Annotated in this window: 27 protein-coding genes; 11 read left to right on the top strand and 16 right to left on the bottom strand. The window is 67.9% G+C overall.

Annotation, left to right across the window (positions count from 1 at the left end; genetic code table 11):
* Positions 1-60 precede the first annotated feature (60 nt).
* The 3 genes from XM50_RS12000 (at position 61) to XM50_RS11990 (ending at position 6,029) form a co-directional block, all read left to right on the top strand.
* Positions 61-3,294: an amidohydrolase family protein gene (locus XM50_RS12000; RefSeq protein ID WP_046409763.1), complete on the top strand. Its 3,234-nt coding sequence runs from the start codon at positions 61-63 to the stop codon at positions 3,292-3,294.
* Positions 3,295-3,379: 85 nt separating this feature from the next.
* Positions 3,380-5,209 carry a DUF885 domain-containing protein gene (locus XM50_RS11995; protein ID WP_046409760.1) on the top strand — a complete coding sequence of 610 codons (1,830 nt, stop codon included), beginning with the start codon at positions 3,380-3,382 and terminating at the stop codon, positions 5,207-5,209.
* A gap of 139 nt (positions 5,210-5,348) precedes the next feature.
* The gene (locus XM50_RS11990) at positions 5,349-6,029 is read left to right on the top strand and encodes a nitroreductase family protein (protein WP_046409758.1); all 681 of its coding nucleotides are present in this window, start codon (positions 5,349-5,351) and stop codon (positions 6,027-6,029) included.
* A gap of 133 nt (positions 6,030-6,162) precedes the next feature.
* Here the strand turns inward: XM50_RS11990 and XM50_RS11985 are convergent, their stop codons facing one another.
* Both XM50_RS11985 and XM50_RS11980 read right to left on the bottom strand, forming a co-directional pair.
* The gene (locus XM50_RS11985) at positions 6,163-7,179 is read right to left on the bottom strand and encodes an alpha/beta fold hydrolase (protein ID WP_231621961.1); all 1,017 of its coding nucleotides are present in this window, start codon (positions 7,177-7,179) and stop codon (positions 6,163-6,165) included.
* The gene (locus XM50_RS11980; RefSeq protein ID WP_231621960.1) at positions 7,176-8,246 is read right to left on the bottom strand and encodes a zinc-binding dehydrogenase; all 1,071 of its coding nucleotides are present in this window, start codon (positions 8,244-8,246) and stop codon (positions 7,176-7,178) included. Before XM50_RS11980 ends, XM50_RS11985 begins: the two co-directional genes overlap by 4 nt.
* Before the next feature lie 177 nt (positions 8,247-8,423).
* On the opposite strand from XM50_RS11980, the gene XM50_RS11975 reads away from it, so the two are divergent.
* Positions 8,424-9,944, top strand: coding sequence for an NAD(P)/FAD-dependent oxidoreductase (locus XM50_RS11975; protein ID WP_197075526.1), 1,521 nt, complete (start codon positions 8,424-8,426; stop codon positions 9,942-9,944).
* 40 nt (positions 9,945-9,984) lie between these two features.
* Here XM50_RS11975 and XM50_RS11970 read toward each other — a convergent pair whose 3' ends face one another.
* Together XM50_RS11970 and XM50_RS11965 are read right to left on the bottom strand one after the other, a co-directional pair.
* Complete coding sequence (locus tag XM50_RS11970) at positions 9,985-10,845, bottom strand: SDR family oxidoreductase (protein WP_046409754.1); 861 nt, start codon at positions 10,843-10,845, stop codon at positions 9,985-9,987.
* The gene (locus tag XM50_RS11965) at positions 10,842-12,059 is read right to left on the bottom strand and encodes an LLM class flavin-dependent oxidoreductase (protein WP_046409752.1); all 1,218 of its coding nucleotides are present in this window, start codon (positions 12,057-12,059) and stop codon (positions 10,842-10,844) included. Before XM50_RS11965 ends, XM50_RS11970 begins: the two co-directional genes overlap by 4 nt.
* 157 nt (positions 12,060-12,216) lie before the next feature.
* Between XM50_RS11965 and XM50_RS11960 the strand changes: the two genes are divergently transcribed.
* Entirely contained in the window at positions 12,217-12,885 is a 669-nt protein-coding gene (locus tag XM50_RS11960) for a TetR/AcrR family transcriptional regulator (protein WP_046409750.1), read from the top strand.
* Between the two features lie 50 nt (positions 12,886-12,935).
* Here XM50_RS11960 and XM50_RS11955 read toward each other — a convergent pair whose 3' ends face one another.
* The 9 genes from XM50_RS11955 to XM50_RS11915 form a co-directional block, all read right to left on the bottom strand.
* A complete protein-coding gene (locus XM50_RS11955) occupies positions 12,936-14,258 on the bottom strand; it encodes a cystathionine gamma-synthase family protein (RefSeq protein WP_046409749.1) in 1,323 nt (440 codons plus the stop codon).
* Between the two features lie 74 nt (positions 14,259-14,332).
* Positions 14,333-14,752 carry a hypothetical protein gene (locus XM50_RS11950; RefSeq protein ID WP_231621959.1) on the bottom strand — a complete coding sequence of 140 codons (420 nt, stop codon included), beginning with the start codon at positions 14,750-14,752 and terminating at the stop codon, positions 14,333-14,335.
* A gap of 62 nt (positions 14,753-14,814) precedes the next feature.
* Positions 14,815-15,567 (bottom strand): hydroxyacylglutathione hydrolase, encoded by a 753-nt coding sequence (gloB, locus tag XM50_RS11945; RefSeq protein WP_231621958.1) that lies wholly within the window; start codon positions 15,565-15,567, stop codon positions 14,815-14,817.
* Positions 15,557-15,988 (bottom strand): VOC family protein, encoded by a 432-nt coding sequence (locus tag XM50_RS11940; protein WP_046409745.1) that lies wholly within the window; start codon positions 15,986-15,988, stop codon positions 15,557-15,559. The genes gloB and XM50_RS11940 overlap by 11 nt, the downstream gene beginning before the upstream one ends.
* On the bottom strand, positions 15,988-16,446 hold the full coding sequence (locus XM50_RS11935) for a VOC family protein (RefSeq protein ID WP_046409743.1): 459 nt from the start codon (positions 16,444-16,446) through the stop codon (positions 15,988-15,990). Before XM50_RS11935 ends, XM50_RS11940 begins: the two co-directional genes overlap by 1 nt.
* Before the next feature lie 10 nt (positions 16,447-16,456).
* A complete protein-coding gene (locus XM50_RS11930) occupies positions 16,457-17,227 on the bottom strand; it encodes a hypothetical protein (RefSeq protein WP_046409741.1) in 771 nt (256 codons plus the stop codon).
* Positions 17,224-17,940: an alpha/beta fold hydrolase gene (locus tag XM50_RS11925; RefSeq protein WP_046409739.1), complete on the bottom strand. Its 717-nt coding sequence runs from the start codon at positions 17,938-17,940 to the stop codon at positions 17,224-17,226. The genes XM50_RS11930 and XM50_RS11925 overlap by 4 nt, the downstream gene beginning before the upstream one ends.
* Before the next feature lie 73 nt (positions 17,941-18,013).
* Positions 18,014-18,292: a DUF6356 family protein gene (locus XM50_RS11920; protein ID WP_231621957.1), complete on the bottom strand. Its 279-nt coding sequence runs from the start codon at positions 18,290-18,292 to the stop codon at positions 18,014-18,016.
* The gene (locus XM50_RS11915) at positions 18,289-19,698 is read right to left on the bottom strand and encodes a glutamate ligase domain-containing protein (protein ID WP_046409737.1); all 1,410 of its coding nucleotides are present in this window, start codon (positions 19,696-19,698) and stop codon (positions 18,289-18,291) included. The genes XM50_RS11920 and XM50_RS11915 overlap by 4 nt, the downstream gene beginning before the upstream one ends.
* 86 nt (positions 19,699-19,784) lie before the next feature.
* Here XM50_RS11915 and XM50_RS11910 point away from each other — a divergent pair, with 86 nt between their 5' ends.
* Positions 19,785-20,606: an LD-carboxypeptidase gene (locus XM50_RS11910; protein ID WP_046409735.1), complete on the top strand. Its 822-nt coding sequence runs from the start codon at positions 19,785-19,787 to the stop codon at positions 20,604-20,606.
* A gap of 15 nt (positions 20,607-20,621) precedes the next feature.
* Here XM50_RS11910 and ygfZ read toward each other — a convergent pair whose 3' ends face one another.
* Complete coding sequence (ygfZ, locus tag XM50_RS11905; protein WP_046409734.1) at positions 20,622-21,344, bottom strand: CAF17-like 4Fe-4S cluster assembly/insertion protein YgfZ; 723 nt, start codon at positions 21,342-21,344, stop codon at positions 20,622-20,624.
* Between the two features lie 50 nt (positions 21,345-21,394).
* On the opposite strand from ygfZ, the gene pyrC reads away from it, so the two are divergent.
* A complete protein-coding gene (gene pyrC / locus XM50_RS11900; RefSeq protein ID WP_046409732.1) occupies positions 21,395-22,435 on the top strand; it encodes a dihydroorotase in 1,041 nt (346 codons plus the stop codon).
* Positions 22,436-22,456: 21 nt separating this feature from the next.
* On the opposite strand, the gene clpS is transcribed toward pyrC, so the two are convergent.
* Together clpS and XM50_RS11890 are read right to left on the bottom strand one after the other, a co-directional pair.
* On the bottom strand, positions 22,457-22,783 hold the full coding sequence (clpS, locus tag XM50_RS11895) for an ATP-dependent Clp protease adapter ClpS (RefSeq protein ID WP_046409990.1): 327 nt from the start codon (positions 22,781-22,783) through the stop codon (positions 22,457-22,459).
* A gap of 93 nt (positions 22,784-22,876) precedes the next feature.
* Positions 22,877-23,464: a DnaJ domain-containing protein gene (locus XM50_RS11890; protein WP_443024661.1), complete on the bottom strand. Its 588-nt coding sequence runs from the start codon at positions 23,462-23,464 to the stop codon at positions 22,877-22,879.
* A 39-nt stretch (positions 23,465-23,503) separates the two neighbouring features.
* Here XM50_RS11890 and XM50_RS11885 point away from each other — a divergent pair, with 39 nt between their 5' ends.
* The 4 genes from XM50_RS11885 to XM50_RS11870 are packed head-to-tail and all read left to right on the top strand — an operon-like array spanning position 23,504 to position 25,835.
* Positions 23,504-23,794 carry a BolA family protein gene (locus XM50_RS11885; RefSeq protein ID WP_046409729.1) on the top strand — a complete coding sequence of 97 codons (291 nt, stop codon included), beginning with the start codon at positions 23,504-23,506 and terminating at the stop codon, positions 23,792-23,794.
* A complete protein-coding gene (locus XM50_RS11880) occupies positions 23,791-24,486 on the top strand; it encodes a glutathione S-transferase (RefSeq protein WP_046409727.1) in 696 nt (231 codons plus the stop codon). Before XM50_RS11885 ends, XM50_RS11880 begins: the two co-directional genes overlap by 4 nt.
* Complete coding sequence (locus XM50_RS11875; RefSeq protein WP_231621956.1) at positions 24,479-24,943, top strand: NUDIX hydrolase; 465 nt, start codon at positions 24,479-24,481, stop codon at positions 24,941-24,943. The genes XM50_RS11880 and XM50_RS11875 overlap by 8 nt, the downstream gene beginning before the upstream one ends.
* A complete protein-coding gene (locus XM50_RS11870; RefSeq protein ID WP_046409725.1) occupies positions 24,933-25,835 on the top strand; it encodes a pirin family protein in 903 nt (300 codons plus the stop codon). The genes XM50_RS11875 and XM50_RS11870 overlap by 11 nt, the downstream gene beginning before the upstream one ends.
* The last annotated feature ends 22 nt before the right edge of the window (positions 25,836-25,857 follow it).

Here is a 25,857-nt window from a genome sequence, read left to right as displayed (position 1 = left end):
GCACCCGGGCGCCTTGGCGCATTAGGTGCGGCAATCTTATTGTCGCAATCCGGGGACATCATGAAATTCACGGCGGCTTCGCTCGTCTCTCTCGTCGCGCTTGTTGCGCACAGCGCATCCGCCCAGGTTCCGGCCACCAAGCCCAAGTGGGACGTGAACGCCCCCGCCGGCGCCACCATTCGCGAGGTACCGATCCGCACCAGCGAGGGCAGCTGGATGGACGTGGACGTCAGCCCCGACGGCCGCACGCTCGCCTTCTCGCTGCTGGGCGACATCTACACCATGCCGATCGCCGGCGGCACGCCGACGCGCATCGCCGATGGCCTCGCCTATGAAGTGCAGCCGCGCTTCTCGCCCGATGGCCGGCGCATCGCGTTCACCTCCGATCGTGGCGGTGGCGACAACATCTGGGTGATGAACGTCGACGGCAGCGACAAGCGGCAGGTGACCAAGGAGGACTTCCGCCTCCTCAACCAGCCGAGCTGGAGCAAGGATGGCCGCTTCATCGTCGCCAAGAAGCATTTCACCACCGGGCGCTCGCTCGGCACCGGCGAAGTGTGGATGTACCACGTCTCCGGCGGCAGCGGGGTGCTGCTGGTCAAGCGCCCCAACGAAACCCACCAGAAGGAACTGGGCGAGCCGGTGTATGCGGCGGACGGCAAGTCGGTGTTCTACACCCGCAACGTCACGCCCGGCCCGATCTTCGAATATGCGCAGGATTCGAACACCAACCTGTTCGATATCGAGCGTTATGACCTCGACACCGGCGAGGTGACCAAGGCAGTGACCGGCGCCGGCGGCGCGGTGCGCCCGACGCCGTCCCCCGATGGCAAGAAGATCGCCTTTGTCCGGCGCGAGGCGACCCGCTCCAAATTGTACGTGAAGGATCTCGCTTCGGGCGAGGAGCGCAAGATCTACGACGATCTCGACCAGGATTCGCAGGAAACCTGGGCCGTCACCGGCGTCTATCCCAACATGGCGTGGCTCCCCGACAATTCGGGCCTCGTCTTCTGGGCCAAGGGCAAGATCCGCCGCATCACCGCCGATGGCAGCAACGCGCGCGAAATCCCGTTCACGATCAACGACACGCGCGGCATCCTCGATGCCCCGCACCCGGAAATCGCGGTCGCGCCCGATCGCTTCACCACCGCCATGCCGCGCTTCGCCAGCGTCTCGCCCGACGGGCGTCAGGTGGTGTTCGAAACGCTCGGCAAATTGTGGGTAAAGCCGGTCGCCGGCGGCGCCGCCCGCCGCCTGACCCGCGACAATGACGCCTTCGAACTGTTCCCCAGCTGGTCGCGCGACGGCAAGTCGCTGGTCTATGTCAGCTGGACCGACGATGGCCTCGGCCGGCTGCGCGTGATCGGCGCCAGTGGCGGCACGGGTCGCGACGTGACGGGCCAGCCGGGCCATTACGCGCGCCCGCGCTTCTCGCCCGACGGCAAGACGATCGTGTTCGAGCGCAGCGGCCATGGTGGCCTGACCAGCCCGAAATGGGCCGAGGATTCGGGCGTGTACCGTGTCGCGACCAGTGGCGGCGCGGTCACCCGCGTGCTGCGCGGTGCCGCCTCGCCGCAATTCGGCGCGGCCAACGACCGCATCTTCATGCTGGAGGATGAGCGCAAGGACGGAAAGTCGGTGCGCCAGCTCGTCAGCACCGACCTGTCGGGGCAGGACAAGCGCGTTCACGCCGATGGCGAACTCGCGACCGATTACATCGTCTCGCCGACCGGCGAATATGTCGCCTTCCGCCAGAATTACGCCGCCTATGTCGTCCCCCTGATGCCGGGCGGGCAGACGGTGTCGCTCTCACCCGACAGCAAGACGCTGCCGGTGACGAAGGTCAGCGCGGGCGGCGCCGATTATATCAACTGGTCGACCGACGGCACGCAGCTGCACTGGAGCCTGGGCCCGACGCTCTACACCGCGTCGACCGCCAGCCTGTTCCCCGCCGCGCCGCGCGGCGAAGGAACGCCCGGCTTCACCCCGCCGACCAGCGGCATCAGCCTCGCCATGGAGCAGGCGGCGGCCAAGCCGACCGGCACCGTCGCGATCACTGGCGCGCGGCTCGTCACCATGGCGGGCGAGGATGGCGGCATCATCGACGATGGCGTGGTGGTGATCCGCGGCGATCGCATCGTCGCGGTCGGCCCGCGCGCCTCCACCGCCATCCCCGCCGGCGCGACCACCGTCGATGCCGCGGGCAAGACGATCATCCCCGGTCTCATCGATGCGCACGCGCACGGTCCGGCCGGCACGGATGAGCTGGTGCCGCAGCGCAACTGGTCGATGATGCAGAACCTGGCGCTTGGCACCACCACGCTGCACGATCCGTCCAACCGCTCGAGCGAGATCTTCGCCGCGGCGGAGATGCAGCGCGCCGGCCTGATCCTCGCGCCGCGCATCTTCTCCACCGGCGAGATCGTCTATGGCGCGAAGGCCGCCGATGTGTACGCGCAGATCGACAGCCTCGACGATGCGCTGGCGCACGTCCGCCGGCTGAAGGCGCAGGGCGGCCACAGCGTGAAGAACTACAACCAGCCGCGCCGTGACCAGCGGCAGCAGGTGGTGGAAGCATCGCGGCGTGAGAACATGCAGGTCGTGGCGGAGGGCGGCTCGCTCTTCGGCCTCGACATGACTCACATCGCCGACGGCAATTCGACGCTGGAACACAATATCCCGCTCGAAACCTTCTACGATGACGTGCTTCAGTTCTTCTCGGCGTCGAAGACCAATTACACGCCGACGCTGGTGGTCAGCTACGGCGGCCTCGCCGGCGATCCGTACTGGCGCCAGGCGACGGATGTGTTCGCGCATCCGCTGCTGAAGGCGCATACCCCGCCGACGCGGCTGCTCGCCGACAACGCCCGCCGCATCAAGGCGCCCGACAACAATTTCGTCGACGACGACAATGCGCGCGAGGCGCACAAGCTGGCCAAGCGCGGCGTGCTCGTGTCGATCGGCGCGCATGGCCAGCAGGCCGGCATCGGCGCGCATTGGGAATTGTGGTCGTTCGTGCGCGGCGGGATGACCCCGCTCGAGGCGCTTCGTGCCGGCACGATCGTCTCGGCCCAGTCGCTCGGCATGGCGAAGGACATCGGCTCGCTGGAGGTGGGGAAGCTCGCCGATCTGGTGGTGCTCGATGCCGATCCCACGGCCGACATCCGCAACAGCGACAAGGTCCGCCAGGTGATGCTCGGCGGGCGGCTGTACTATGCGGCGACGCTCAACGAGGTCGCCACCGGCACGGCAAAGCGCGGCCGCTATTTCTGGGAGAATGGCGCCGCCGAGTAACCCCGGCGCCCTCCTCCACCCCATCCGCAACCCCTTGTGTTCGCCGCCCACCGGCGGCGAACGTCCGTCCCCCAGGAGTATGATCATGGATCGTCGCACCTTCCTCGGCAGCACCGGCGCTGCCGCACTGGCGACTGCCGTTCCCGCCGCCGCGCAAAAGGCTGCCGCCCCCGCCGCCGCCGGCACCAACGACCAGCAGCTGCGCACCTTGCTCGACCGTATCTTCTACGAGCGGATCGACGGGAACCCGGAGGGCGCCACTGCGCTCGGCCTCGACACTGGTGAGCGTGCGGCGCTGAAGTCGCAGCTGAACGACGGCTCGGCCGCCGGCGCGCAGAAGGATCTGGCGCGCGCGAAGCGTGAACTGGCCGCGCTGCGCCAGATCAACCCCGCCTCGCTCTCCCCCGCCGCCCGGCTGGATTACGAGGTCGTCTCCTACCAGCTCCAGCGCGGCATCGCCGGTGCCGAGAAGTTCACCTACGGCGCCAGCATGGGCCGGTTCACGCCCTACGTCCTCACCCATCTGACCGGCGCCTATCGCGAGGTGCCCGATTTCCTCGATGCGCAGCACCGTATCAAGGATGCCGCCGACGCCGACGCCTATGTCGCGCGCGTCGCCGCCTTCGCCACGGCGATCGATCAGGATAGCGAGCGGCAGCGCGCCGACGCCGCGCGCGGTGTGTTCGCGCCCGATTATGTCCTCGACACCACGCTGAAGCTGATGGGCGGGCTGCGCGATCAGCCGGCCGCCTCGACCGTCCCGGTGACGGCGCTGGCGGGCAAGCTGAAGGCTGCGAACCTCCCCGACGCGCGCGTCGCCGAAGCGACGAAGATCATGAATAAGCAGGTGTTCCCGGCGCTCGATCGCCAGCGCGCCTTGATTACCCAACTGCGCGGTCGTGCGGTCCATGACGCGGGCGCATGGCGTCTGCCCGATGGCGAGGCCTATTACGCCGCCGCGGTCGAGGCCGCGACGACGGTCGCCATGTCGGGCGAGGAAGTGCATCGCCTCGGCCTTGCCCAGGTGGCCGAGATCAGCAACCGGATCGACGGCATCCTGAAGGCGCAGGGCATGACGCAGGGCAGCGTCGGCGAGCGGCTGGTCGCGCTCAACAAGCGCCCGGATCAAGTCTATCCCAATACCGACGCCGGCAAGGAGCAGCTGGTCGCGCAGCTCAGCGCGCAGGTCGTCGCGATGCAGAAGCGCCTGCCCGAGCAATTCTCCTTCATCCCGAAGGCGCCGGTCGAGGTCCGCCGCGTGCCCAAGTCGATCGAGGCGGGCGCACCTGGCGGCTATTACCAGAACGCCTCGCTCGATGGCTCGCGCCCGGGCATCTACTACATCAACCTGCGCGACAGCTTCGATCGCCCGAAGTTCGGCCTCGCCACCCTGTCCTATCACGAGGCGGTGCCGGGCCATCACCTGCAGGTGATGACCGCGCTCGAATCGCAGGACATTCCGCTCATCCGCCGCCGCGGCGGCTTCAGCGGCTATACCGAGGGCTGGGCGCTCTATTCGGAGCAGCTGGCAGACGAAATGGGCATGTACGAGGGCGATCCCCTCGGCCAGGTCGGCTATCTCCAGTCGCTGCTGTTCCGCGCGACCCGCCTCGTCGTCGACTCCGGCATGCATCACAAGCGCTGGAGCCGCGAGAAGGCGACCGATTACTTCATCGCCACCACCGGCATCGCGCGCGGCCGCAGCCAGAATGAGATCGACCGCTACACCGTCTGGCCGGGCCAGGCGTGCAGCTACAAGATCGGCCACACCGTCTGGGCGCGCCTGCGCGACGCGGTGAAGCAGAAGCAGGGCGCCGCCTTTGATCCGCGCAAGTTCCACGCGGTGCTGCTCGACGGCGCGATGCCGCTCACCATCCTGGAACGCATGGTGACGGAGCGGATGCTGAAGGCGTAACGCCGCCGCGCCTTTCCGCGCCGCCATCTGCGCCGCCACCTGCGCCACCCTCGCTAAGGAGGCAGGATCCCGTCGATCCTGCGCCTTTGCGGCGGTGGCGTTTGTGTTAGGGGTCGGGGCAAATACGGGAGAGGCACCAATGCAGACCTATGACGACGTCGTGAACGGCCGCCGCAGCATTCGCGGGTTCAAGCCCGATCCCGTCCCCCGCGCGCTGATCGAGGAAGTGCTGGCGCTCGCCATGCGCTCCCCCTCCTCGCTCAACACGCAGCCGTGGAACTTCACCGTCGTCACCGGCGAACCGCTCGACCGCATTCGTGAGGGCAATACCGAGCGCAACCTCGCCGGCGTGCCCCATTCGCGCGAATTCCGGCTGGGCGAGGATTATGGCGGCGTCCACCGCGAGCGGCAGATCGAAATCGCCAAGCAATTGTTCGGCGCGATGGACATCGCGCGCGAGGACAAGGCGAAGCGGCACGATTGGGTGCTGCGCGGCTTCCGCCAGTTCGACGCCCCCGTCTCGATCGTCATCACCTATGATCGCGTGCTGCTGGGCAGTGACATCGCGCCGTTCGATTGCGGCGCGGTCACCACCGCATTGGTCAACGCCGCCTGGTCGCGCGGGCTGGGCTGCGTCATCAACAGCCAGGGGATCATGCAATCACCGGTAGTGCGCGAACATGCCGGCATCCCCGACGATCAGGTAATTCAGACCTGTGTCGCCATGGGCTGGCCCGATGACAGCTTCCCCGCCAATGCGGTCGTGTCGCGCCGCAAGCCGGTGAGCGAGGCGGCCCGCTTCGTCGGCTTCGCCGACTGACGCTCAGACGCGCGGTCAGAACCGGACGCAAAACAAGAAAGAGCCTGCCGGCGATCCGAACCGACGTGGAGTGCCGCGGTTCGGCGCCGACAGGCCCAGATGAACGGGCGGGAGCCCCTCCTCCCGCCGTCGTTCAGCGCGGAAAGCGCTTGTCCATCCAGCCCAGGATCGCGCGGTTCACCTCGTCGGGATATTCCTGCTGCGTCCAATGGCCCGATTTCTCGACGAGCACCTTGTCCAGATCCGGCACGTAGCGTTCCATCCCCTCGGCCATCGCCGGGCTCAGCACCACGTCATTTTCCGCCATCACCATCAATGACGGCACCTCGACCTTCTCGACGAGGTCCGCCGAGGCCTGCCAGTTGCGTGTGAAATTGCGGTACCAGTTGATCCCGCCGGTGAAGCCGGTCGCGGCAAAGGTCTGCGCAAAGGCCGCAATCTCGTCGTCGCTCAGGAATTGCTGCTGGTCGGTCGCCGGGTCGTACAGCTTCAGCCCTTCGCCCAGCGCCAGCGTGCGCTGCTCGGCCGGCAGCTTCTCATATTCCTTCAGCGTCAGCATCGGCTTGCGCATGAAATAGCGCATCGACCGTTCCGGGTCGGCGCCCAGCGCGGCATCCGCCTCCCCCGGCTTCTGGAACCAGACGATGTACATGTCATCGCCATAGACGTGGCGCATCGCGGCGATCGGATCATTCTCGCCGCGCGGCAGGAACGGCGTGTTGACCCCGATCACCCCCGCGCACCGCTCCGGATAACGCAGCGCGAATTGCCACACGACCATCCCGCCCCAGTCATGGCCGCAGGGAACCGCTTTTTCGATACCCAGCGCGTCCATCAACCCGGCGATGTCGGCGGTCAGATGCTCCAGGTCATAATCCTCGACCTTCTCCGGCCGGCTGGTCAGCCCATAGCCGCGCTGGTCGGGCGCGATCGCCCAGCGCCCCGCCTTCTCGAACGCCGCCAGCTGGTGCCGCCACGAAAACGCCAGTTCGGGAAAGCCGTGGCAGAAGATGACCGGAACGCCCTCGCCCCGTGGCCCGACCTCATAATAGGCCATGCGGATGCCGTTGGTGTCGGCGTATTGCACCGGCGGCATCGCCTCTGCGAGCGCGCGCGGCGCTTCCATCGCATCGTTCATCGCGGCGCTCATGCCCGCAACTCCGGCCGGACGACGACCTTGCACTGTTTCTCCGGGTCGGCCAGCGCGGCAAAGGCGGCGGCGACGTCATCCAGCCCGACCTCGTCGGTGATCGCCGGCAGCACGTCGATCCTGCCATCCGCGATATTGACCAGCGTCGCGGCAAATTCGCCCGCGGTGTAGCCAAGCACGAAACGGAAATCGATCTGCTTGTTGATGCACAGGAACGGCTCGATCTTGTCGGTTTCCATGCACACGCCGACCACGATCACCTGCGTGCCCACCGGCACCGATTCGATGATGTTCTGCAGCACGCCGGGCACGCCGACGCATTCGAACACGATCGCCTTCTTGCCGGCCTGACCGCTCATCATCGCCGCCATCCGCTCGGACGAGGTGCGCGGCACGCCCAGCTCGCTCCACTTGGTGTGCGGCGATTCCTTTGCCGGATCGACGATGATGTCGGCGCCCATCTTCTCCGCCACCGCGCGCCGCGCGGGTGAGAAGTCGGCCGCCACCACCGGGCCCAGCCCGCGCGATTTCAGCGCCGCGATCACCGCCAGGCCCACCGGCCCGCACCCGATGACGAGGTTCACCGTGTCCGCTCCCGCCGCCGACATAGCGACGGCATGTTCACCCACCGCGAACGGCTCGGTCATCGCGGCCTGCACGTCGCTGAGCCCGTTGGGCACCGCGATCAGCATCGCCTCGCTCAGCACCATCTGCTCGCTGTAGCCGCCGGGATAATTGTTCGAATAACCGATCGCCTCATAGCCCTGCGGCTTCATCGCGATCGGCATGGAAACGACGCGAGTCCCCGCCTTCAGTGTCTTCGCCGATCCCGGGCCATGATCGAGGATCTCGGCGGAGAATTCATGGCCGAAGATCATGTCCTTGGACGGGTCGGTGCGCGATTTCTCGCCGGTCCGCTCGCCCAGTTCCAGCATGTTCTCGAACGAATGGACGGCGTGAAGGTCGGAACCGCAGATGCCGCAGGCCAGCGTCTTGACCAGCACCTCGCCCTGGCCCGGCGTCGGATCGGGTACCTCGTCACACACCAATTGCTTGTTGCGTCTCACCACTGCGCGCATCGCGAGCCACCCTCTCCTGTCGTCCGGCCTGTTCCGGCGGATCATGCGTCGCATGGTGGCGCGCGCCCTCGTCCGGCGCAACCCTTATAATCATAACATGTTCGTATTTATTGCACGTGATCGGTATTTGGCGTATCCGGCCGTCAATCATGGGCGGAGGGACGAATGGTCGGCAACAGCGTGCCCGGCAGGCTGCAGGAACAGGTTATTGTGGTCGGCGCGGGGATTGCGGGGCTGTGCACTGCGCTGCGGCTGGGCGGCGGCACGCGCCGGCTGCTGCTGCTGGAACGTGACGACGCCCCGCCGGAGGGTGGCCCTGATGTGGCGTTCGACCAGTGGCAGCGCCGCGGCGTCGGCCAGCTGCGGCAGAGCCACGCCTTCCTCGCCCGGCTACGCAACATCATCCGCGACGAACATCCCCAGCTGCTCGCCGATCTCTACGCCGCCGGGTGCCGCGACATCGCCTTCCCGGACATGCTGCCGCCCGCACTGCGCGCGCGCTACGTGCCCGCGCCGGGGGATGAGGATCTGACCATCATCACCAGCCGGCGCACGACGATCGAACTCGTCATCCGCCGCTATGTGGAGCAGCTTCCCGGCGTCACGATCCGCAGCGGGGTGAAGGTGCGCGAGCTTATCCAGGATCGCGACGGCTCGGGCCTGATCCACGTCACCGGGGTAATCGCCGATACCGTCAACGGGCGCGAGGAAATCCGCGCCGACGTGGTGGTCGACGCTGGCGGCAAGGCGGCCAATCTGATCGAGCAATTGATCAAGGCCGGCGCACCGATCGGCGAAGCGGCGGAGACCGCCGGCGTGCTCTATTTCACCCGCCACTACCGCCTCCACGACGGGCAGGAGGAGCCGCCGCGCGGCGAGATCGCCGCCTCGGGGGACCTTGGCTATCTGAAGTTCGGCGTCTTTCCGGCCGACAACCATCGTTTCTCGATCACGCTGTGCGTGCCGGAGATCGAACACGGCCTGCGCCGCGCGGTGATGGACGGCGACATGTTCCAGCGCATCTGCATGGCGATGCCGGGCATGGCGCCCTGGGTCGATCCGGCAAAATCGGAACCGGTCGGCAAGGTCATCGGCATGGGCGACCTCCACAGCCGGTGGCGCAGCCTCGTCACGGACGGGCGACCGGCCGTGCTCGGCTATTTCGCGATTGGCGACGCCTTGGTACGCACCAACCCGCTCTATGGCCGCGGCTGTTCGCTCGCTGCGGTCAGCGCGGGCGTGCTGCGCCGCGCGCTCGATTCGGGCAGCGATCCTGCCGCGCGCCTGCTGGTCTATGACGGCGGCATCCGCGCAGAGGTGAAGCCCTATTACGACCTGATGCTGAAACAGGATCGCTCCGCCATCCGCCGCGCGCGCGCGACGCTGACGCCCGGCCATCGCCCGCGCGTCAAGGCGCGCCTCGCCAAGAGCTTCGTCGACGACGGTATCACCATCGCGGCGCGATCCGACATCAATCTGATGCGCGCGATGATGCGCGGCTTCCACATGCTCGAACATCCCGAGGCATGGCTGAAACGCCCCGCCAACCTCAGCAAGGTACTGAGCTATTGGGCGCGCGGGCGACGGCGCAATGCCGCGGCCTATGCGCCCGTCCCCGGCCCGGACCGCCCCGAACTGATGGCGCGGCTGGGGCTCGATCCACAGGCGGACATGCTCGCCGCCTGACGGCAGCACGGGCGCGCCGCGTGCCCGCGCGCCCCACGCCTCATCCGGCGGTGGCGCCGATCGGGATCGGCGTCGCGGCAGCAACCTCGGCGTCGATCGTCGCAAACAATTTGCCCGCCGCCATCTCGTCGCGCGTCCGCTCCGGCTCCAGCGCCGCCATATGGTCCAGCCGCACCAGCTCGCGCGGCACGTACCAGTGCAATGTGTCGCTGTGATACGCCTCCCACACCGTCTCGGCGACTTCCCGTGGCGGAATGGCGCGGAACACGCCGGCCTTGGGCGCGCTCGCCGCCGCGCCTTCCGGCAGGATCGGCGTATCGATCAGCGCCGGCAACACGTCGGCGACGCGCACGCCATAGGGCTTCAGCTCGATCGCCAGCGCCTCGGTCAGCCCCTTCACCGCATGCTTCGTCGCCGAATAGACCGCGATCATCGGCATGCCATAGGTCGCCGACGAGGAGGATGTGGTGAAGCACAGCGACCCCGGCGTCGCCTTCAGCAGCGGAATCGCCAGATGGATGCCGGTCAGCACGCCAATGAAATTGACCTGTACCACCGCCAGCACATCATCCCACGGCTGGTCGGCGAACGGCCCGCCCCGCCCGATCCCGGCATTGTTGTAGAGCAGGTCGAGCTTGCCGTCGGTGCACGCGGCAAAGGCGTCGAGCGCCGCGCGATACGCCGCGCGATCAGTGACATCGAGCCGCTGGACGAGGCAATTGTCCGCGCCCAGCTCTTCCTTCAGCCGCGCCAGCCCCGCCTCGTTGACGTCCACCCCGCCGACGAACCAGCCTTCGCGGGCGAACAGCCGGGCGGTCTCCAGCCCCATGCCCGATGCCGCCCCGGTGATGAAGATCGCCTTGCGCCCATTGGCGCGCGCGCCCTCGCTCGCGCCGCTCATTCCGCCGCCTCCGATTTCTTGTCGAGGCCCATCGCGGCCAGGATTTCGGGGCGGATATTCTCCGTCCCCTTCTTCTGGATATGGTCCGCCAGCCGCGCGCCGACCGCCGCCTGCGCCTCGCCGATGAAGCGGGGGCGGTTCGCCGCCGCCCATTCGATCGACGCCTCGCGATTGGCATTCACCCCGTTCACCGCCGGCATGACGTAGCGCGCGATCAGCTCATAGGATTTCTTCTTATTGTCCCATTCGGCCCAATTGTGGTCCATCATCAGGAACGCGCCGAACCCGCCCGATTGCTCGCGCAGCCGCTCGATCTGCTTCATCGCATCCTCGGGCGTGCCGATCACCGCCATGCCAGAATTGACCAAGGCGTCGACCGGGTCGCTGCCATCCGCCGGGGCGAGCGGCAGCGCCGCCACCTCACGGAAATAGTACAGCCATTTGTCGAGGCCGAAGCGCACCTGCGCACGCGCCTCCTCGCGCGTCGCGGCGACATGCATCGGCCCGACCAGCCGCCACTGACTACGGTCGACGCGCGTGCCGCTATCGGCCGCCTGCTGCTCGGCGATCGCCCAGTTGGACGCCAGCGCATTGAACCCGCCGCTTTGCGTGGCGCCGATCGACAGCAGCCCCAGGCCGTGCCGCCCCGCCGCCGTCGCGCCCGATGGCGACACCTGGCTCGCCACGCTGATCTCCACCGAGGGGCGGCTGTACGGCAGCATCTGCAACCGCGCCTCGTTCAGCTCGAACCAGTCGGTCTTCTTCGTCACCTGCTCACCGCGCAGCAGCGGGACGAGCACGTCGATCGCCTCGTCCATCCGGTCGCGCTGCTTGGCGACGGGAATGCCCATCATGAACGCGTCCGACGGCAGCGCGCCCGGCCCGACGCCGAACATCACGCGCCCGCGGGTGATATGGTCCAGCTGGTTGATCCGGTCCGCCAGCATCAACGGGTGGTGGTACGGCAGCGACGACACGCCGGTCCCCAGTCGGATGTGCCGCGTCCGCTCCGCCACGGTGGCGATGAACAATTCGGGGCTGGCGATCAGTTCGTAGCCGGCCGAATGATGCTCGCCCAGCCACGCCTCATCATAACCCAGTTTGTCCATGTGGACGACGAGATCCAGGTCGCGCTCCAGCGCCAGCGTCGGGTTCTCGTTCAACGGGTGGAAGGGCGCAATGAACGCCCCGAAGCGAATCCTCTCTCCCGCCATCTCTTCTCTCCTCCTGCCCTGTTTGGCGGCGATGCTACGCCGCACCACCGGCGGAGGCCATATGGATTCTGCAACATGTTATGATAATTTGCCCCGGCGCGGCGTTGCGGCTAAGGGACGGGGTGCCTAGGGTCCATGCCATGCAGAGGAATTACGGATGAGCCGCCGCGAGGAGGCGAAGGCTGAGCGTCGCCACCGCATCATCGCGGCCGCCCGCGATCTGATCAAGGAAACCGGCGACACCGGGCTGTCGATGCGCGCCATCGCCGCGCGCGCCGGCGTGTCGCTCACCACGCCCTACAATCTGTTCGGCTCGAAACGCGCGATCGTCATCGCCTTGCTGGAGGACGTGCGCGAATTCCACGAACGCTTCTCGCAATTGCGCAGCGTCGGCCCGGTCGACCGCATCTTCCAGGCAGTGTCGATCACCATCGCCTATCTCGCCGACGACCCCGATTTCTACCGCACCCTGTGGACCGAGGCGCTGCGCTTCGACAGCAAGGAATTGCGCGGTGAGCTTCAGTCGCCGCAGCGCTACGGCTTCTGGTTCTCGCTCCTGGGGGAGGCGCGCAACGAAGGCGCGCTGCTGCCGGGGCTGGAGCTTGATCCGCTGCTCCACGCGCTCGACGGCGTCTATGTCGCCGCGATGCTCGCCTGGGTGCTCGGCGCGATCGACGTGCAGGAGATCGAGGCGCATGTCAGCTACGGCTATGCGCTGGTGCTGCGCGGCGCGGCGACGCCCGAATATAGCGCCGCGATCGAGGAAAAGCTGATGGGCTATCAGCGCGATCTGATGACGCTGCGCCCGGCAATCGTCGCCGCCTGAAACCATTCGGGCGCCGCCCCGGCACGCGGCCGGGGCGACCTCCTTCTGGCTTACGCCTTGATCGCGGCCAGTGCCTGGTCGAAATCGGCGATCAGGTCATCGGCATCCTCGACGCCGATCGAGATGCGCACCAGATTGTCGGTAATGCCCAGCGCCGCCTTGCGATCATCGGCGACCGACAGGTGAGTCATCCCCGCCGGGTGGCTCGCCAGCGTCTCGGTGCCGCCGAGGCTCACCGCCAGCTTGGCGATCTTCAGCGCGTCGAGGAACGCGAACGCCTCCGGCTCGCCGCCCTTCAGGTACAGCGAGAAGGTCGAACCCGCGCCGCTGCAATGGCGGCGATAGATGTCGGCCTGCCTTTTGTCCTCGCCCCGCTCCAGGAAGCCGAGGTAGCCGACTTTCTCCACCTTGGGATGCGCGGCCAGGAATTCGCACACCTTGGCGGCATTCTCGCCCGCCCGGCTCATGCGCAGTTCCAGCGTCTCGAGGCTGCGCAGCAGCATCCACGCCGTATTCGGGTCGCAGATCGTGCCGATCGTGTTGCGCATCAGCCGGATGGTGTTGATGTGCTCCTTCGATCCCAGCACGCCGCCCGCCACCAGGTCCGAATGGCCGCCGGCATATTTGGTCAGCGAATAGACGACGATGTCCGCGCCCTGCTGCAGCGGCTTGGCCCACAGCGGCCCCAGGAACGTGTTGTCGATCGCGATCGGCGGCTTGTTCTCGCCGGTGAAGATCGCGTCACGGCTCGCCGCGACCGCTTCCACGTCGACCAGCGCATTGGTCGGGTTGGCCGGGCTTTCGAGATAGATCAGCGCGACATTGCCGGTCGCAGCCTCGGTCAGCACCGCGTCGATCTCCTCGCGCGTCGCACCGGCCGGGAAGTCGAGCCACTTCACGCCGAACTTGCCCAGGATTCGCGCGATCAGCGTCTCGGTCGCCGCATAAAGCGGGCCGGAATGGACGATCGTGTCGCCCGGCTTGGTCATCGACAGGAACAGCGTGGCGATGGCCGACATGCCGCTGGAAAAGGTCAGCGCATCCTCGGCATCTTCCCACACGCTCAGCCGGTCTTCCAGGATCTCCTGGTTCGGCCCGTTGAAGCGCGAATAGACAAGGCCCTCGGCCCCGCCCGGGCGCTTGCCGGTCACGCCCTCGAAATGGCGCTTGCCGGCGGCGGCATTGGGGAAGACGAAGGTGGAGGTGAGGAAGATCGGCGGCTTCAGCGCGCCTTCGGACAGCGCCGGATCATAGCCGTGGCCCATCATCAGCGTCGCCGGCTTCAGCTTGCGCCCGCCGATCTCCTCGACCGCCGCCTTGGGTGAGACGCGCGGGGCGACGCCGGTCAGGTCGGCTTCGGTTTCCTTGGTCATTCAGTAACTCCGGTCGGTGGCAGGTTGATCGCCACCTTGCCGGCAGTCTTACGGCCAGTGGCCTCGCCCCGCCATCATTTGGCGACATAAGGGGTGAAGGCGCCGATGACGCAGCTGCCGGTGGGGAAACGCGCCGAGCGATCGACCGTTTCCGCAATATCACCGCGGCACAGCCGGGGGCCGAACTGGCGCGTGACCAGCATGTCGCCGCGCGCCACGCCCTCGCACCCGCCGTTGGTATCGCTGACATAGATGCGGTTGCGCCCTTCGCGATAGACCAGCTTGTCGCCGATCGCGCGCAGCGAGATGGTGCGGAACCGCGTATCGATGCAATCCACCTGCGGCTGCGGGGTCAGCCGCGCGAGGTCGCGTTCCAATTGCGCACGATCGCGCTCCTGCGGGCCGGGGCGGTCGGCGGCGGCCCCGGTCGCACAGCCAGTGGCGGAAACGGCGGCGGCCCCGGCCATCGCGGCAAGCGCAAAGGTTGTCAGCACCCTGGCCATCATCATCCCTCCATGCTCGCGCGCAGGTTTGTCCTGTCGCGCCACCAACGTTTCTACCCGCGAAAACTATCCTTCGCCGCTCGTAGTTCACCCAGTCGGGCGGCGCTGTCGGCGCGCAGGAAGGGATTGGTCGCCAGCTCCTCGCCGATGGTGGTCGGGATCGTCGCCTCGCCCGCGGCACGCGCCGCATCCACGCGGCCCATCCGGTGCCGGATCGCCTCATTGTCGGGCTCGGCGACCAGCGCATAGCGGCCGTTCGACTGGGTATATTCATGCCCGCAATAGACGCGCGTTGCCGGCGGCAGCGTGGCGTAGCGCTGCATGTTGCCGAACATGTCGTCCGGGGTGCCCTCGAACAACCGGCCGCAGCCCATCGCGAACAATGTGTCGCCAGTGAAGATCGCAGCGTCATCGGCAAAGTAGAAGGCGACATGTCCCTGCGTATGCCCGGGCACCCGCATCACCGCCGCGCGATGCGCGCCCAGCGTCACCACATCGCCTTCGCCCACGCCATGGTCGATCTGCCCGATCTTCTCGCGCTCCGCCTCCGGCCCGGTGATCCGCGCACCGGTCGCCGCGACGATCGCACCATTGCCGCCGACATGATCGGGGTGCCAGTGCGTGTTCCAGATGTCGGTGATCGTCCACCCGCGCGCCGCCGCCGCATCCAGCACCGGCTGCGCCTCGCCCGGATCGATCACCATCGTCGCGCCCGATGCGGGGTCGTGGACCAGCCAGCTGTAATTGTCGCTCAGCACCGGCACGCGCACGATTTCCAGCGCCCCCGTCGCTGCTTCAGCCGGCACCCTCTCCTGTGACAATGGCATCATAGCCCCTTTCATTGAATTCGATCAGGCAGAAACCGTGGCCGAACGGATCGGCAAAGCCCGCGATCCGGCCATAGGGTGCCGCACGCACCCCCGTCTCGTCCACCGCCCCCGCCGCGATGGCGGCCGCGCGCGCCGTGTCGAGGTCATCCACCGCAATGTCGAAATGCACCGGCGTCCAGTGCCGGCGATAATCGCGGCGCGCCGGCGAGGCATCGCTCGCCACGCTGCCGTCCGCCTGTTCCAGCAGATAGAGCGGCGCTTCCAGCCCCAGCAGCTCGACCGCGCCTGCCCCGATCCGCCGCCCGACCCGCAGGCCGAGCGCGCGGCAGTAAAAGGCCTCCGCCCGCGCGAGATCGGGAACGTCGAGGTTCACGATCAGTCGCGCGGGCGCGGGCATCACCAGGTCCCGGTATTCGGCATCGACGCCCAGGGTTCCTGCGGCGGCTTCGGCCCGTTCAGCTGCAGCAGCTCGATCGAGATGCCGTCGGGCGTCTTCACGAACGCCATGTAACCGTCCCTCGGGGGGCGGTGGACGGTATAGCCGGCGTCTAGCACCGCCTGGCACGTCGCGTAGATATCGTCGCAATCATAGGCGAGGTGCCCGAAATTGCGCCCGCCGGTATATTCCTCCGGCGCGCTGCCATCCTCGGGGGGCCAGTTATAGGTCAGCTCCACCTCGGCATGGGCGCGCTCGCCCGGCCCGCGCATGTCGTCCGGCGTGGCAAGGAAGATCAGCGTGAATCGCCCTGCCTCGCTCTCGGTACGGCGCACTTCCTTCAGGCCCAGCACCTCAAAGAATTTGATCGTCTCTTCCGGGTTGGTGACCCGGATCATGGTGTGCAGATAGCGCATCAATCCTCCATGCTCATTTCTGTTCGCCGCCTTTCTGTTCGTCAGCGCCGAACTGCGCCAGCGCGCGCGCCGCCGATTGTCCCGCGGGCCGATCGGGCGCCAGTCGCACCGCTTCGCCCCACGCCGCCTTGGCGCCGGCCTCGTCGCCCGCCGCGGCGGCGATATTGCCGGCCTCCAGCTGCACCTGCGCGTCGTCGGCCGATCGTCGGAGCGCCTGCGCGATATCGGCGCGCGCCCGGCCCAGGTCGCCGTCGCGCCGCGCCAGCGTCGCCGACAGCAGCCAGGCGAGCGGATCGTCCGCCGCATCCTTGACCGCCATGTCGAGGTCCGCGCGCGCCGCCTTGCTGTCGCCGATCGCCACCAAGGCGCGGGCGCGGTCGAGCGCCGCCTCGCCGCGCTCCATGCCGGTCAGCGTGCCCGCCGCCAGCGCCGCGTCGAGCGCGGATCGCGCCTTCGCCGCATCCTGCCCGGCGAGCCAGGCATTGCCGGCCTGCGCCCAGTAACGCGCCGCCGCCTCGTCCTGCGCCAGTTCCGCCGCCCGCGCCGCTTCCTCGAACGCGGCGGCCGCCGCCGGGAAACGGTTCTGCCCGGCGAGCGCCAGGCCCAGGCAGCCGCGCCCGGCCGCGCTGCGATCAAGCGACGCTCGCCGCTCCGCCGCAACCGGATCCTCCGCAGCCAGCGCGACACAGCTCGTCGCGGATGGCGCCGCGACCGATGGCGCAGCAACCGGAGGCGGCGCCACCGAAGGGGTCGCGGCCTGAAGCGCGGCAAGAAGCAGGATCATGGCAGCAGGTCCCCGACGGTTCGGGTCAGCAGCGCAATGTCCGCCTCGCGCGACAGGCGATGATCGCCGTCCTTCACCAAAATCACCTGCACGTCGTCGGACCGGATCAGCTCGGCCAGCCGCACCGATTGCGCCCAGGGCACGTCGGGGTCACGCTGGCCATGGATCAGCCGCACCGGGCAATCGATCGCGATCGGCCCGTGCATCAGCCGGCTCGCCTCGCCCGCCTGCCAGAAACGGCGGGTATAGACGGTCGGCGCCGGGCCATAGGGGTTGGCCCGCTCCAGCTTGTTATATTGCAGGATGTAGAGCTTTTCGGGCTGGCTGAATCCCCAGTCGGTGAAATCGGGCGCGGCGGCGATACCGACCATGCCGACCACGCGATCGGGCCGTGCCAGCGCCGCCAGCAGCATGATCCACCCGCCCATCGACGATCCCACCAGCACCACCGGGCCCTCGACGGCATGGTCGATCATCGCCAGCGCATCGTCGCGCCAGTCGGTCAGCGACTGATCCTCGAACTTGCCCTCGCTCTCGCCGCAGCCGGCATAGTCGAACCGCAGGAATGCGCGGCCGTGCTCGCGCGCCCAGGCCTCCAGCGCCAGCGCCTTGGTGCCGCTCATGTCGCTGGCATAGCCGGGCAGGAACACGATCGTCGGGCCGTCGCCCTCGGTCAGGTGATAGGCGAGGCGGGGGCGCTGGGCTTCGGTCATCGCGCGCGATGTAGGGGCGATCGCCCGATTGCGAAAGGCGACAGCATCGCGATGCGACGCCGCGCCGCCGCGATCAGATCACATATTCGACCGTCTTCAACTGCGTTTCCGCATCGCGCTTCGCGGTGCGCTTGGCGACCATCTCGGCATGCAGCTCGGCGATCGTGCGGCTGCCGGTGGTCTTGAACGCGAACGGCAGCACGCCGTGGATCACTGCGCCCACGCCGCCCGCCAGCATCCGCACCCCGAACCGCGTCGCGACGCCGAAATGCTCGGCATAGCTTTCCCCGACGGACTCGGGGTGATCCAGGAACAGGCGGCGGAACAGGGTGGGATTGGTCGTGCGCATCATGAGACCTTATCACGCCTGTCGATCTGCGTCAGCATCTCCGCGGCCAGCAGCGGCAGCGTATCGTCGCGCGCGCCCATCACCACGATCCGGTCGCCCGGCCGGGCATTGGCCACCAGATGCGCCGCCGCCGCCGCCCGCTCGGCGATATGCCGCGCATTGCCGCCGCTGATCGTTATGTCGTTGGCGATATCGGCGCTGGTCACCTCGCGGCTCACCGTCCCGCCCTGGTAGACCGGGTCGGGCAGCACCAGCAGGTCATCGACGCCGAGCCCGTCGACGAACGTCTGCACCAGCTCGCGCCGCATCGTCTTCAACGGGCCATAGCCGTGCGGCTGGAACAGGACGAGCAGCCGGCCGGGAAAGGCATGGAGCGTGGCGAGCGTCGCGGCGATCTTGTCGGGGTTGTGCCCGAAATCGTCGATCACCGTGACCCCGTCGGCAGTGCCGATGACGTCGAACCGGCGCTTCAAACCGGTGTAGGCCGAAATTCCCCGGAGAGCGGCCGGCAGCGTGACACCCGCGGCCAAAGCTGCCCCGATAGCGGCCAGGGCATTGGCGACATTATGCCGCCCCGGAACAGCCAGGCGGACGCTTTCACCGTTCAGCGTGAACGACACCGCGAACGGCTCCTCGACCACATCGCGCGCCACCAGGTCCGCCTCGCCGCCCAGCGAGAATGTCGTCACCCGCTCGCGCGGCACCCGCATCGCCAGCGCCGCCGCATCGGGATTGTCGGCGTTGACGATCGCGTGGCCCGCCTTGGCAATGAAGTCACCGAACAGGATGTTCAGCTCTTCCAGTGACTTGTGATCAAGGCTCACGTTGTTCAGCACCGCGACGCGCGGCGTGTACAGCGCGATCGACCCGTCGCTTTCATCCACCTCGCTGACGTACGGCGCCCCCTCGCCCACCAAGGCGCTGGCGAACGGCCGGTCGGCGCCGGCGAAATCCTTCATCACCGCGCCGTTCATCACCGTCGGATCCATCCCCGCATCGTGCAGGATCCGCGCGATCATCCCGGTAACCGTCGATTTTCCGCTCGTCCCCGCCACCCCGATCGGCAGCCGGCTGGCGTTGAACAGCGCCGCGTTGAGCTCGGCACGGCTCATCCGCGGGCAGCCCAGCCGCGTCGCCGCGACAATGTCCGCGACCGTATCCTCGACCGCGGCGGAGGCGACGACGATCTGCTCGGTCGAGGTAATCCCGCTGCCGTCCTGCGGGAACAGCGCGACGCCCTTCGCCTCAAGGTCGGCGAACTTGGCCGGCACCCGCCCCTGGTCCAGGCCCCGGTCCGATCCCGCAACGCTCGCGCCGCGCCCGGCGAGGATCATCGCCAGCGGCATCATCCCCGATCCGCCGACACCGACGAAGAAGAAGCGTTTTCCTGCGATGTTGCCGTCCTGCATGGCCGCGGGCTATCGCCGCCGCGGGGCTTGGGCAAGGCGAAGGCGACGAGGCACATGACATTGCGGCCGATACGAAGGGTGCAGGCGTGAGGATCGGCATCGTCGCGCCCGCGAACAGCGCCAGCCCCGACATGGTCGCCCCGCTCACCGCTTATGCCGCGCTCGCCTATCCGGAGGTGGAGCTCGTCTTCCATCCGCAATGCTGGGAAAGCGACGGTCATTTCGCCGGCCCGGACGCGCGCCGCGCCGCCGCCTTCCTCGAATTCGCCAATGATCCCGGTTTCGCCGCGATCTGGTTCGCGCGCGGCGGCTATGGCTCCAACCGAATCCTCGACGCCGTCATGCCGCAGCTCAACGACGCGGCACGGCGCAAGAAATATGTCGGCTATTCGGACATGGGCTTCATGCTCGCCGCGCTTTACGCCCGCCGCATCGGCCAGGTCGCGCACGGGCCGATGCCGGTCGACGTGCTGCGCAGTTCGGGCGGCGGCGACGCCACGGTCGCCCGCTCGCTCGGCTGGATCGCGCGCGGCGAGCGGCAGGGGCTGGAGCCCGGCCTCGGCCGCCGCCCCGCTGCCGCCTTCAACCTCGCCATCCTCGGCGCACTGATCGGCACGCCCTGGCTGCCCGATCTCACCGACCACGAATTGCTGATCGAGGAAGTGGCGGAGCCGCTCTACAATGTCGACCGGCTGCTGTTCACCATGGCCAACGCGACGCAGCTGCGTGGCATCGCCGGTGTGCGCCTCGGCGCCGTCACCGCGATCAAGGACAATAATCCGCGCTGGGGCGAGACGCTGGACACGATGATCCGCCGCTGGTGCCGCGACATGGGGGTGCCGTTCCTCGGCCCGGCGGAGGTCGGCCATACCCAGACCAACCGCGTCGTGCCGTTCGGCCTCGCCTGAGCCGTTACCTGCCGGTCAGTCGGCCGGTGCGGTGGCGAGCGCGTCGGCCAGCCACGGCGGGATGATCGCATCGCCCAGCGACTCGACCCGACGATGCTCCACCATCAGCCCCAGTGCGGGATAGGTCGCGCGCGTCCGGTCCCCCGCTTCGGTCAGCGGCGCGACGACCAGCCGGCGATTGACCTTGGAGCGGTAATTCATCCGCGCGGTATTCTCCTGCCCGACATAACATCCCTTGCCGAAACTGACGCCGTTCAGCTCGCGCGCATTGCATTCCAGCCACAATGTCTCGCCGCTGCCCAGTTCCCCCACCCCCTCGGTCACGCCCAGCGACAGGCGGTGCGCCAGCCAGCCCTCCGCCGCCGCGCCGGGCGCGGCGATCCACCGCTGCCCCAGCGTGGCGAGCCGCGGGTCGGGCACGCCCTCGCTGCCGTCCACGGCCCAATGCACCGCCAGCGAATCGTCCCGCGCGATCGCGATCTTGCGCCGCAGCCGATACAGCGTCAGCCGCTTGGCCAGCGCGTCGGCCTGCTCCCCCCCGCAATCGAGCAGCAGGTCCTCGCCATCGGCCCACACCAGGAAATCGAACAATGCCTTGCCTTGCGGGGTCAGCAGCGCCGTCCACACCGGCAGCGGCCCCGTGACATCATTGGTCACCAGCCCCTGCAGGAATCCGCGAACATCCTCCCCGCTGAGGCGTAGGACGGCGCGATCGGTGAGCATGGTGGCGTTGGTCATGCCGACAAGCTAGGGCGTTCCGGCCCTATTCCAAGCTCCCGGATTGTCCGATGACCGACCGCCTCACCATCCGCCGCCCCGACGACTGGCACGTTCACCTGCGCGACGGCGCGATGCTTCAGCTGGTCGCGCCCTACACCGCGCGGCAATTCGCCCGCGCGATCATCATGCCCAATCTGACCCCGCCGGTGACCACCGCCGATGCCGCGCGCGCCTATCGCGAACGGATCATGGCCGCGCTGCCCGCCGGAACCGATTTCACGCCGCTGATGACCTGCTACCTCACCGACGGCGCCGATCCCGACGCGATCGCCGCCGCGCATGCCGAGGGCGTGTTCACCGCGTGCAAGCTCTATCCCGCGCATGCGACGACCAATTCGGCGCATGGCGTGACCGACATTTTCGCGCTCGCGCCGGTGCTGGAACGGATGCAGGCGATCGGCATGCCGCTGCTGATCCATGGCGAGGTCACCGACAAGGACATCGACATCTTCGATCGTGAGGCGGTGTTCATCGATCGCACGCTGCGCCGGCTGGTCGACGATTTTCCCGCGCTCAAGATCGTGATGGAACATATCACCACGCGCGAGGCGGCGGACTATGTCGCCGAGGCGCCGGATACCGTCGCCGCGACGATCACCCCGCAGCATTTGCTGATCAACCGCAACGCGATCTTCGACGGTGGCATCCGCCCGCATGCTTATTGCCTGCCCGTGGCAAAGCGCGAGCAGCATCGCCTCGCCGTGCGCAAGGCGGCGGTGTCAGGCTCGGCCAAGTTCTTCCTGGGGACGGACAGCGCGCCGCACGTCGTCGCGGCGAAGGAAACCTCCTGCGGCTGCGCCGGCATCTTCAACGCGCCCTATGCGCTGGAAAGCTACATCCGCGTGTTCGACGAGGAAGGCGCGCTCGACCGGTTCGAGGCGTTCGTCAGCGAAAATGGGGCGCGCTTCTACGGCCTGCCGCTGAACGAAGGGACGATCACGCTGGAGCGTGTCGACCAGACGGTGCCCGACCAGATCGGCAACGATACCGAGTCGGTTGTGCCGTTCCATGCCGGCGAAACTCTGGGCTGGCGGGTCGTCGCCGGCTGATCGCCGGCGTCGGGAAAAGGCTCAGGCCTTTTCCAGCGTGCATTGCAGCGGATGCTGGTTGGCGCGGGCGAAATCCATCACCTGCCCGACCTTCGTCTCCGCCACTTCATAGCTGAAGGTACCGCACACGCCGACGCCCTTCTGGTGGACGTGGAGCATGACGCGGGTCGCCTCCTCCGCGTTCATGCGGAAGAACCGCTGCAGGCATAGAACGACGAATTCCATCGGGGTATAATCGTCGTTCAGCATCAGCACGCGATACGGCGTCGGCTCCTTGATCTTGGCGCGCGTGCGGGTGGCCACGCCCACGCCGGTGCCTTCGCCGTCATTGTCTCGACGTTCTGCCATGGTCAGGATGCTGGTCATTGTTTCCGCCGAAATATGGCAAGCCTTGGATCAAGGGCAAGGGCCGAACATGCCCGCACCCGCGCCGCCCGCCCCTCACGCAAAGGCCGGTGCCTGCCGCAACTGCTGATAGGCCGCGATGACCTTCTGTAGCATTGCTTCATGGCTGCGGTCACCGCCGTTTCGGTCGGGGTGATAACGGCGCACCAATTCGCTGTAGCGCTTGCGCAGCGCCATGCGGTCCGCATCGGGGGCCAGCCCCAGCACCTTCAGGCTCGCGCGGTCCTGCCCCGACAATGGCTTGCCGTCGCTCCGTTCGGGCGCCTGCTCGCGGCGATAGCGCGCACCGATCGCGTCCAGCGGATCGGAAAAATCGGCCCAGCGCGGCCCCTGGTCGCCGCCACCGGCACGGGCGAAGGCGCGAGTCTCGCGTTCCCACCCCGCCATCGGCCGCTGCGCATGGTGGATTTCCTCCGCGCTCATCCCGTCGAAATAATTGTAGCTCGAATTGAACGCGCGGACATGGTCGAGGCAGAACCAGCGGAACCGCGGCGGGCCATCGCGCGCTGGCCCGTCCAGCGGCGGCGCGCGAAATTCCCCGGCCGCATCGCAGCCCGGCGCCTCGCACGGCCGGTCCCCTTCGATCCTTCCATGAAACCGTGCGTTCGGCCGATCCTTCGCCAAAATCAGAACATCCCCAGCAAAACGGACTATATAGGCGGCATGACCCAGCCTGCCACCGGCCCGATCCAGCACGCAATCGCCGCTCGTCTGACCGACGCGCTCAGCCCGACGCACCTCGACGTGATCAACGAAAGCGCGCAGCATCGCGGCCATGCCGGCGACGACGGCTCGGGCGAATCGCACTTCCGCGTGGTGGTGGAAAGCCCCGCTTTCGCCGGTCTCACCCGCGTCGCGCGGCAGCGGCTGGTGAACCAGGCGCTGGCCGATCTGCTGCGCGATCACGTCCACGCACTGGCGATGAAGACGGTCGCCCCCGGGGAGCCACGATGACCTATCGCCTCTGGTACTGGCCCGGCCTGCAGGGCCGCGGCGAATTCGTCCGCCTGCCGCTGGAGGCGGCCGGGATCGCCTATGAGGATTGCGCCCGCACCCGTTCGGTCGATGCGCTGGTGGAAAATATGGCCGCCGGCGATCGCGCGCCCTTCGCCCCGCCCTATCTGGAGCATGACAGCGTCCGCATCGCGCAGGTCGCCAACATCCTCCTCTATCTGGGTGATCGGCACGATCTCGCGCCCACCGACCGCCTTTGGATCCTGCAACTGCAGCTGACCATCGCCGACATCGTCGCGGAGGTGCACAACATCCACCATCCGGTGGAGCTCGGCGCCTATTACGAGGATCAGAAGCCCGAGGCCGCGCGCGCCGCCCAGCAATTCCGTACCGAGCGGCTGCCCAAGTTCCTCGACCATTTCGAACAGGCGGCTGGGGCCAATCCGGGCGTCTGGCTGATCGACGATCGCTGGAGCTATGCCGACACCTCGCTGTTCCAGCTGGTCGAGGGCCTGCGCTACATGTTCCCGCGGCGCATGGCGGCGCTGGAGCGCGACTATCCCGGCGTCGTCGCCATCCGCGATGCGGTGGCCGCGCTGCCCGGTATCGCCGCCTATCTCGCGAGCGATCGTCGCGTGCCGTTCAACACCACCGGCATCTTCCGCCATTATCCCGAGCTCGACGGTGACTGAGGCGGCGACCGCCCGCATCGGCCGCGCGCTTCGCCCCGCCGCGCGCATCCTGCTGGTCGACCGCGAATCGCGCGTGCTGCTGTTCCGCTTCACGCCCGATGATCGCGCGCCCTTCTGGTGCACGCCCGGCGGCGCCTGCGATCCGGGCGAAAGCTACCCCGATGCCGCGCGCCGCGAATTGTTCGAGGAAACCGGCATCCGCGCCGATCCCGGCCCGGAAGTGGCGCAACGCTGGGTCGATTTCCTCACCATCGAACGGGTCGAGGTCACCGCCGACGAACGCTGGTTCCGCATCAACGTCGATGCCGATGCCGTCGACACCTCCGGCCACACCGATCTCGAACGCCGCGTGATGACGCAGTGGCGCTGGTTCCGCCGCGACGAGATCGCCGGCTGGCCCGAGACCATCTTCCCCGACGACCTTCTCCTTATGCTGGAAGCGACCGATGACGCGTGATGACCTGATCGAGCTGACCCTGCTGCCCGCCACCCACGATATCGGCGGGTTCAAGGTCCACCGCACCCTGCCGCATCGCGAGCGGACGATGGTGGGGCCGTTCCTGTTCTTCGACCAGATGGGCCCGGCGCACCTGCCGCCCGGCGAGGGGATGGACGTGCGCCCGCATCCGCACATCAATCTCGCCACCGTCACCTATCTGTTCGACGGCGCGATCGGCCACCGCGATTCACTCGGCACGCAGACGGTGATCCGCCCCGGCGCGGTCAACCTGATGACTGCCGGGCGTGGCATCGTCCATTCGGAACGCTCGCCGGAGGAGGCGCGGCGCGACGGCCCGGCGCTGTCGGGCATCCAGACCTGGCTCGCGCTGCCCGACGGACAGGAGGAAATCGATCCGGCCTTTGAGCATGTCCCCGCCGCCGACCTGCCCGTGATCGAGGGCGACGGCGTCACCGCCCGCGTCATCATGGGCGACCTGTGGGGCAAGCGTGCGCCGACCACCACCTATGCCGGCACGATCTACGCCGACATCGCGCTCGCCCCCGGCGCCAGCGTGCCCATCGACGCCGCTGCCGACGAACGCGCCATCTATCTGGTCGAGGGGGAAGCCATGCTGGAGGGCGTGGCCCTCGAACCGCAGCGGCTCTACGTCCTGCGTCCCGGCATCGCCGCGACATTGCGCAGCACCAGCGGCGCGCGCGCGATGCTGGCGGGCGGCGACGCCTTCGCCACCCCGCGCCACGTGTGGTGGAATTTCGTCAGCTCCTCGCGCGAACGCATCCAGGAGGCGAAGCGCGCATGGATGGCGCGCGAATTCCCCGTCGTGCCTGGCGACGAGATCGAATGGATCCCGATCCCGGGCCAGCCCAAGACCGTCAGCTATCCCTGACGGCGTACGTCGCCGGCCGGGG

It is taken from the genome of Sphingomonas sp. Ag1, from assembly GCF_000980895.1.
Classification (GTDB): domain Bacteria; phylum Pseudomonadota; class Alphaproteobacteria; order Sphingomonadales; family Sphingomonadaceae; genus Sphingomonas; species Sphingomonas panaciterrae.
Note: the sequence above shows the minus strand (reverse complement) of the source record. Positions and strands in the feature narration are given on the sequence as shown.

Coding starts and splice junctions, on each gene's coding strand:
- XM50_RS11975 (WP_197075526.1), top strand. CDS start 8,424: ATGGTCGGCAACAGCGTGCCCGGCAGGCTGCAGGAACAGGTTATTGTG.
- ygfZ (WP_046409734.1), bottom strand. CDS start 21,344: ATGACCAACGCCACCATGCTCACCGATCGCGCCGTCCTACGCCTCAGC.
- XM50_RS11885 (WP_046409729.1), top strand. CDS start 23,504: ATGACCCAGCCTGCCACCGGCCCGATCCAGCACGCAATCGCCGCTCGT.
- XM50_RS11965 (WP_046409752.1), bottom strand. CDS start 12,059: ATGGCGGGAGAGAGGATTCGCTTCGGGGCGTTCATTGCGCCCTTCCAC.
- XM50_RS11920 (WP_231621957.1), bottom strand. CDS start 18,292: ATGATGCGCACGACCAATCCCACCCTGTTCCGCCGCCTGTTCCTGGAT.
- XM50_RS11990 (WP_046409758.1), top strand. CDS start 5,349: ATGCAGACCTATGACGACGTCGTGAACGGCCGCCGCAGCATTCGCGGG.
- XM50_RS11915 (WP_046409737.1), bottom strand. CDS start 19,698: ATGCAGGACGGCAACATCGCAGGAAAACGCTTCTTCTTCGTCGGTGTC.
- XM50_RS11940 (WP_046409745.1), bottom strand. CDS start 15,988: ATGCCCGCGCCCGCGCGACTGATCGTGAACCTCGACGTTCCCGATCTC.
- XM50_RS11995 (WP_046409760.1), top strand. CDS start 3,380: ATGGATCGTCGCACCTTCCTCGGCAGCACCGGCGCTGCCGCACTGGCG.
- XM50_RS11970 (WP_046409754.1), bottom strand. CDS start 10,845: ATGAGCGGCGCGAGCGAGGGCGCGCGCGCCAATGGGCGCAAGGCGATC.
- XM50_RS11955 (WP_046409749.1), bottom strand. CDS start 14,258: ATGACCAAGGAAACCGAAGCCGACCTGACCGGCGTCGCCCCGCGCGTC.
- XM50_RS11870 (WP_046409725.1), top strand. CDS start 24,933: ATGACGCGTGATGACCTGATCGAGCTGACCCTGCTGCCCGCCACCCAC.
- XM50_RS11925 (WP_046409739.1), bottom strand. CDS start 17,940: ATGACCGAAGCCCAGCGCCCCCGCCTCGCCTATCACCTGACCGAGGGC.
- clpS (WP_046409990.1), bottom strand. CDS start 22,783: ATGGCAGAACGTCGAGACAATGACGGCGAAGGCACCGGCGTGGGCGTG.
- XM50_RS11930 (WP_046409741.1), bottom strand. CDS start 17,227: ATGATCCTGCTTCTTGCCGCGCTTCAGGCCGCGACCCCTTCGGTGGCG.
- pyrC (WP_046409732.1), top strand. CDS start 21,395: ATGACCGACCGCCTCACCATCCGCCGCCCCGACGACTGGCACGTTCAC.
- XM50_RS11880 (WP_046409727.1), top strand. CDS start 23,791: ATGACCTATCGCCTCTGGTACTGGCCCGGCCTGCAGGGCCGCGGCGAA.
- XM50_RS12000 (WP_046409763.1), top strand. CDS start 61: ATGAAATTCACGGCGGCTTCGCTCGTCTCTCTCGTCGCGCTTGTTGCG.
- XM50_RS11985 (WP_231621961.1), bottom strand. CDS start 7,179: ATGAGCGCCGCGATGAACGATGCGATGGAAGCGCCGCGCGCGCTCGCA.
- XM50_RS11960 (WP_046409750.1), top strand. CDS start 12,217: ATGAGCCGCCGCGAGGAGGCGAAGGCTGAGCGTCGCCACCGCATCATC.